Source organism: Streptomyces alkaliterrae, from assembly GCF_007097205.2.
Classification (GTDB): domain Bacteria; phylum Actinomycetota; class Actinomycetes; order Streptomycetales; family Streptomycetaceae; genus Streptomyces; species Streptomyces alkaliterrae.
In genome coordinates, this window is record NZ_VJYK02000345.1 from 1 (window position 1) to 5503 (window position 5503).

Consider the following 5503-nt stretch of genomic DNA (forward strand, 5'->3'; position numbering starts at 1 on the left):
CCTCACCGCGGCCCGCTGCCAACAACTCCCCTTCCCCGACCGCTCCTTCGACGCCTGCGTCTCCCATCTGGCGCTGATGCTGATGGACGATCCCGAGCAGGTGGTGGCGGAGGTCAGCCGGGTGCTGGCCCCTGGAGGCCGACTGGTGTGCGCCGTCGGCGGCGGGCCCGCCGGCGGGGAGGCGTGGGAGGTCTTCCACCGACTCCTCGATCGCGCGCTCGGCCCCGACCGCCGCCTCCCACCCCTCGGCGACCGCCGCACCCGGGACCCCGAGGGCCTGGCGGCCGTGCTGCGCTCGGCAGGACTCCATCCCGCGGACTCACGGCAGGTGAGGATCGACCTCAGCGGCCCCGTCGAGAAGGTCTGGACCGCCCTCGCCGGCACCTACGACACCGCGTTGCTGTCAGCGGACGAACTCGCGGTGTTGCAGGCGGACTTCCATCTTGCCCTGCCCCTCGACCCGGCCGCGTCGGTGACCTGCGCCTTCCGCGTCGACATCACCACAGCCCGTTCCGCCGCGTGAGATACCGCGCAACGAGGACCGCGCCCTCCTACCCTGTCGGTACCAAGCCCGTACAGGAAGGGGCGAGCCATGTCCTCCGACGCCACCCCGGAGTTGGAACCGATCGCCTTCGGCCAGCGACTCCAGATCCTGCGCACCCGACGCGGTATGAGTCGTCCGACCCTCGCGGGCCTGCTCGGGAAGTCACCGAGCTGGCTCAAAGCGGTTGAGACCGGTCGTCTCCAGGCGCCGAGGCTTCCCATGCTGCTGCGCATCGCCGAGACGCTTCGCGTACGTGACCTCGCCGAACTCACCGGCGACAGCTCCGTTGACGGGTCCAGCGTCCTGTTCATCGGCCCCGGCCACAAGCGCCTCGCCGCGGTCCGGTCGGCCATCGACACCTACCCGCTCGTCTCCGACCGCGAGGCACCGTCTCTGCCCCACCTGCGGGCGCGGCTGGCCCGTGCGTGGTCGGCCCGGCACGGTTCCCCCAACCATCGGGACGTGATCGGCGCGCTGCTTCCCGACCTCGTCCAGGACGCGCAACTCGCCGTCCGGCAGGTCGACCGGGCGGCAGACCGTAGGGCCGCCCAGGCGCTGCTCTCCGAGGTGTACGGCCTTGCCCAGTTCTTCCTCGCCTACCAGCCGGACAGCGCGTTGTTGTGGCGGGTCGCGGAACGCGGCATGGTCGCGGCACAGGAGTCGGAGGACCCGCACGCCATCGGGGTCGCGGCATGGCTGGCCATCGAGGCGCACCGCGACAGCGCGCACTACGACGCGGCCGACCACATCACCGAGGAGGCACGTCGCTTCCTCGTTCCGTACCTGTCGGACGGCTGCGAGGACGTGCGGGCCATCGCGGGAGCGCTGGAGATCGCCGCGGGCTACACAGCCGCCAGGCGGGGGCAGGCGGGTCCGGCCTGGGGATGGTGGGATCGGGCACAGGTTGCGGCGCGGGCGCTCCCGCCCGGCTACTACCACCCGATCACCAGCTTCTCCCAGGCGATCATGGGGGCTCACGCCGTCACGCTGGCGGTGGAGTTGCACGCGGGCGGGGAGTCGGTCCGACAGGCCGCCCGCGCGGACGCTGCCACGATCCCCTCCCGACCGCGTCGGGCCCGGCACCGCATCGAGGAGGCACGCGGCTACCAACTCGCGGGCCACGTTGAGACCGCTCTGGCGACACTGGAACGCGCGCACGAAACGGCGCCGGAGACGATCAAGTACAACGGCTACGCGCGGCGGATCGTGCTGGAGGAGACCGAGTCCCGCTCGCCAGCCCTACGACAGCGCGCCTCCCGACTCGCCGTGAATCTCGGCATGCTGGCCGCATAGGCGACGGGCACAAACTGTGCCCCTGCTTCGCCCGGACACCCTCTACGGTCGGTGACCAGTCGATCACCGAAGTGAGGGTCATGCCGTGCCGACTTACCCGCAGTATCAGCCTGTCCGCGCACTGCGCCGCTGTGATCGTTGCGGCCAGCCCGCCCAAGCCGCCCGCAAGGTGCGGGGCGGGTGGGCCTGCCACCGCACCGAGTGCGTCCGGCGCGACGACCAGGAGGAGCAGCGGTGAGGGGCGGACTTGGGTGCTGCGCCCGGTGCGGATCCGCTCAGTCGGACGTGCGCCTTGTGGTGCTTGTCGAGCAGGGCACCGGGCCTGGGGGTTCGTACCGAGCATGTACGCATTGTGTGCCGTACGGCGAGGGCGAGTTCGACGAGCCGGTTCCGGCGCGCGAGGCGGGGGAGGCGGGGCGGTGAGCGGTGGTGTTGAGGTGTGTGGGCGGCGGAGGCCGTCGTGGTTGGAGTCGCCGCCGTTGGTGGCGGCGCGGTTGCCGTGCGCGTTGCCGGTCGGACACGGGGGGCCGCATGAGGACGCGATCGGGCAGACGTGGGTGGTCACGAGTCCTGATCTGGCGTTCGCGGTAGGGGTGTTGGTGGCCGCCGAGGCGTTTCGGCGGGTGTTCGCCGAGGACGGTCGGGAGTCGCGGTGAGTCGTCGGCCGAGCACGCCGCCTGTTCGAAGCGGGTCGGAGTTGACTGTTATGTGGGCGAGTGAAGGTGGGAAGTGACAGGATTTCAGGTGGTCATGAGCACTGCCACGTTCGGTATCGGAGGTACGGGGATGAGTTGGGGTAGACGTGCGGCGGCTGTGGTGGCGGCGGCGCTGCTGGGGGGAACGATGACGGCCGGTACGGCCGGCGCCGCCGCGCCGAAGGAGGTGTGCGGCTGGACGAGCACGCCCGCCGGGTGGATCGAGATCAGGTACTGGGACAGCACCCAGTGCGGCCCGCTCGGCGGCGGCATGTACAACATGAAGCGGATCGCGGACACCAGCGGCGTGGCCCCCGGCCGCACGGTGGCGGCGTGTACCTACAGCCCGAAGCCCGCGGGATTCCGCGTCACCAGGTACACGTCGATCTCCGACTGCAACAGGAGTCGCGGAACCAGCGACTACCACAACCAGGTCGACCTGGTGAACCTGACCGGTCTCGCGAAGGGCGCCACCAGGCAGATCTGCGGGCTGTTCGACGTACCGGCGGGGTGGACCGTGGTGAGCCGGTCCAGGTCTGTGGACTGCCAGCAGTACAAGTACGGCTATCCCTCGAACGACAACACCATGACCATTCGCAAGTCCTGACCCGGCCTGCGCGGGAGTGAGGTAGGTGGGGGCGGGCGGTCCGCGCGGCCGCCGCTCACTCCTCCTCGGCGAGGATGGTGCTGCCCGTGGTGGCTCCGCCGTCGACGACGAACTCGCAGCCGGTGGAGTAGGTCGCGTCAGCGACGAGGAAGAGCACCAGTCGTGCGACCTCCTCCGGGTCGCCGAAGCGGGCGATGGGCTGGGCCGCGACAAGCGAGTCGTCCATCTCGGCGGTCATCGGGGTCCTGATCGGGCCCGGGTGGACCGAGCAGACGCGGATGTCGTCGGCGGCGAGCTCAAGCGCGGCGGACTTGGTCAGTCCCCGCAGGCCCCACTTGCTGGCCACGTACGCCCCGATCTGGGCGTAGCCCATCAGTCCGGCCGTCGAGGAGACGTTGACGATCACACCGCCCCCGGCCCGCCGGAGCGCGGGTGCCAGCGTGTGGATGCCCAGCCACGCGCCGTACAGGTTGACCTCCAGGACCCGGCGGAACTCCTCGGGGTCCTGCTCCTCGATCGTGCCGAAGGCGAGGATGCCGGCGTTGTTCACGAGGACCGACACCGGCCGCCCGAACCGTTCCTCGGCCGCCCCGGACGCCGCTGCCCAGTCGTCCGGGCTCGTGACGTCGAGCGGGCAGAAGACCGCTTCCTCGCCCAGATCCCGGGCCTTCGCGCGGCCTTCGTCGGTCAGTACGTCCGCGACGACCACGGAGGCGCCCTCGGCGGCGAGCACGTCCGCGATCGCCGCGCCGATGCCCCGGGCGCCTCCGGTGATGAGGGCCGTCCGCCCTGTGAGCCGTCCCATCGCGCTACTCCTCGGTGAAGAGGCCTCGGTGAAGAGGACTTGTCGTCCTGTTCTCGAGGACTTGTCGTCCTGTTCTCATCGTCCTGCGGGTGCCGACTGCTCGCGACCGATGCGCCCGGCCCGGCGGCCGCCGGACGGGCCGCGGCCCGGGTCAGTGGTGGAAGGCCGAGTGCGGCGCGGGCGTGCCGGGACGGGTGAGTTCCCCGACGACGGCGCGGAGGTCGTCGGCGAGGAGCATGATCTTGTCGAAGCTGATGCCGTGTCGGACGAGGACGCGCTGGATCACCGTCTCGGCGCGGTCCGGGGGCAGCGGGTAGGCGGGGACCTGCCAGCCGCGTCGGCGCAGCCGGTCGGTGACGTCGTAGAGCGTGAAGCCCGCGCCCGGCGGGTCGGTGAGGGTCCAGGAGACGGCGGGCAGGGCGCGGTCGCCGTCGTAGAGGAGGGTGAACGGGCCCATGTCGGCGACCTGGCGGCCGAGTTCGCGGGCGCTTTCGCGGCACGCGGCGTGGACCGCGCGGTAGCCGGCGCGGCCCAGACGCAGGAGGGTGTAGTACTGGGCGACGACCTCCCCGCCCGGGCGGGTGAAGTTGAGCGCGAAGGTGGGCATGTCACCGCCGAGGTAGCTGACGCGGAACACCAGTTCCTCGGGGAGGAGTTCGGCGGTCCGCCAGACCACCCAGCCGACGCCGAGGGGCGCCATGCCGTACTTGTGGCCGGAGGCGTTGATCGACGCGACGCGGGGGATGCGGAAGTCCCAGACGAGGTCGGGCTGGAGGAAGGGGGCGACGAAGCCGCCGCTGGCGGCGTCCACGTGCAGCGGCACGTCGAGGCCGGTGTCGGCGTGGATCGCGTCGAGTTCGGCGGCGAGGTCGGCGATCGGCTCGTAGTCGCAGGTGTAGGTGACGCCGAGGATGGCGACGACGCCGATGGTGTTCTCGTCGACGTGGGCGCGGAGCTGGTGCGGCCGCAGCCCGGTGGCGTCGGGTTCGAGGGGGACCTGGCGGAGTTCGACGTCGAAGTAGCGCCCGAACTTCTCCCAGCACACCTGGACCGGGCCGCAGACCAGGTTGGGGCGGTCCGCGGGCTTTCCCTCGGCCTGGCGGCGCTGCCGCCAGCGCCATTTGAGGGCGAGCCCGGCGAGCATGCCCGCCTCGCTGGAGCCGGTGGTGGAGCAGCCGGCCGTGTCGGCGCCGGCCGGCGCGTGCCAGAGGTCGGCGATCAGGTGCACGCAGCGGGACTCGATCTCCGCCGTCTGCGGGTACTCGTCCTTGTCGATCATGTTCTTGCCCAGGCACTCGTCCATCAGCTTGTGCACCTCGGGCTCGGCCCAGGTGGTGCAGAAGGTGGCGAGGTTCTGGGAGGCGTTGCCGTCGAGAGCGAGCTCGTCGTGGACGAGGGCGTACACCGCCCGCGGGTCGGAGAGGTCGTCGGGAACGCGGTACTTGGGCAGGGGGCGGCGGCTGACGGCCTGGCCGTAGACGTCGGCCAGCGTCTCGTCACGCCGGCCGTCCACGCGGTGCACTGCCATGTCGCGCCCCTTTCGGCGTCCCCGACCCTCC

General features: G+C 71.3%; 5 protein-coding genes. 3 read left to right on the forward strand and 2 right to left on the reverse strand.

The genetic code is table 11. The features are described from left to right. From FNX44_RS23230 to FNX44_RS23240, 3 genes are all read left to right on the forward strand, one after another. The coding region (locus FNX44_RS23230) for a class I SAM-dependent methyltransferase (RefSeq protein WP_143650771.1) at positions 1-523 on the forward strand (523 nt) is incomplete at its 5' end. Positions 524-592: 69 nt separating this feature from the next. Beyond that, positions 593-1837, forward strand: coding sequence for a transcriptional regulator (locus FNX44_RS23235; RefSeq protein WP_143650773.1), 1245 nt, complete (start codon positions 593-595; stop codon positions 1835-1837). A 750-nt stretch (positions 1838-2587) separates the two neighbouring features. After that, entirely contained in the window at positions 2588-3139 is a 552-nt protein-coding gene (locus FNX44_RS23240) for a hypothetical protein (protein ID WP_153507650.1), read from the forward strand. A gap of 55 nt (positions 3140-3194) precedes the next feature. On the opposite strand, the gene FNX44_RS23245 is transcribed toward FNX44_RS23240, so the two are convergent. Then, positions 3195-3944: a glucose 1-dehydrogenase gene (locus FNX44_RS23245; RefSeq protein ID WP_143650774.1), complete on the reverse strand. Its 750-nt coding sequence runs from the start codon at positions 3942-3944 to the stop codon at positions 3195-3197. Between the two features lie 151 nt (positions 3945-4095). Then, positions 4096-5472 (reverse strand): glutamate decarboxylase, encoded by a 1377-nt coding sequence (gene gad / locus FNX44_RS23250; protein ID WP_143650776.1) that lies wholly within the window; start codon positions 5470-5472, stop codon positions 4096-4098. Positions 5473-5503 lie beyond the last annotated feature (31 nt).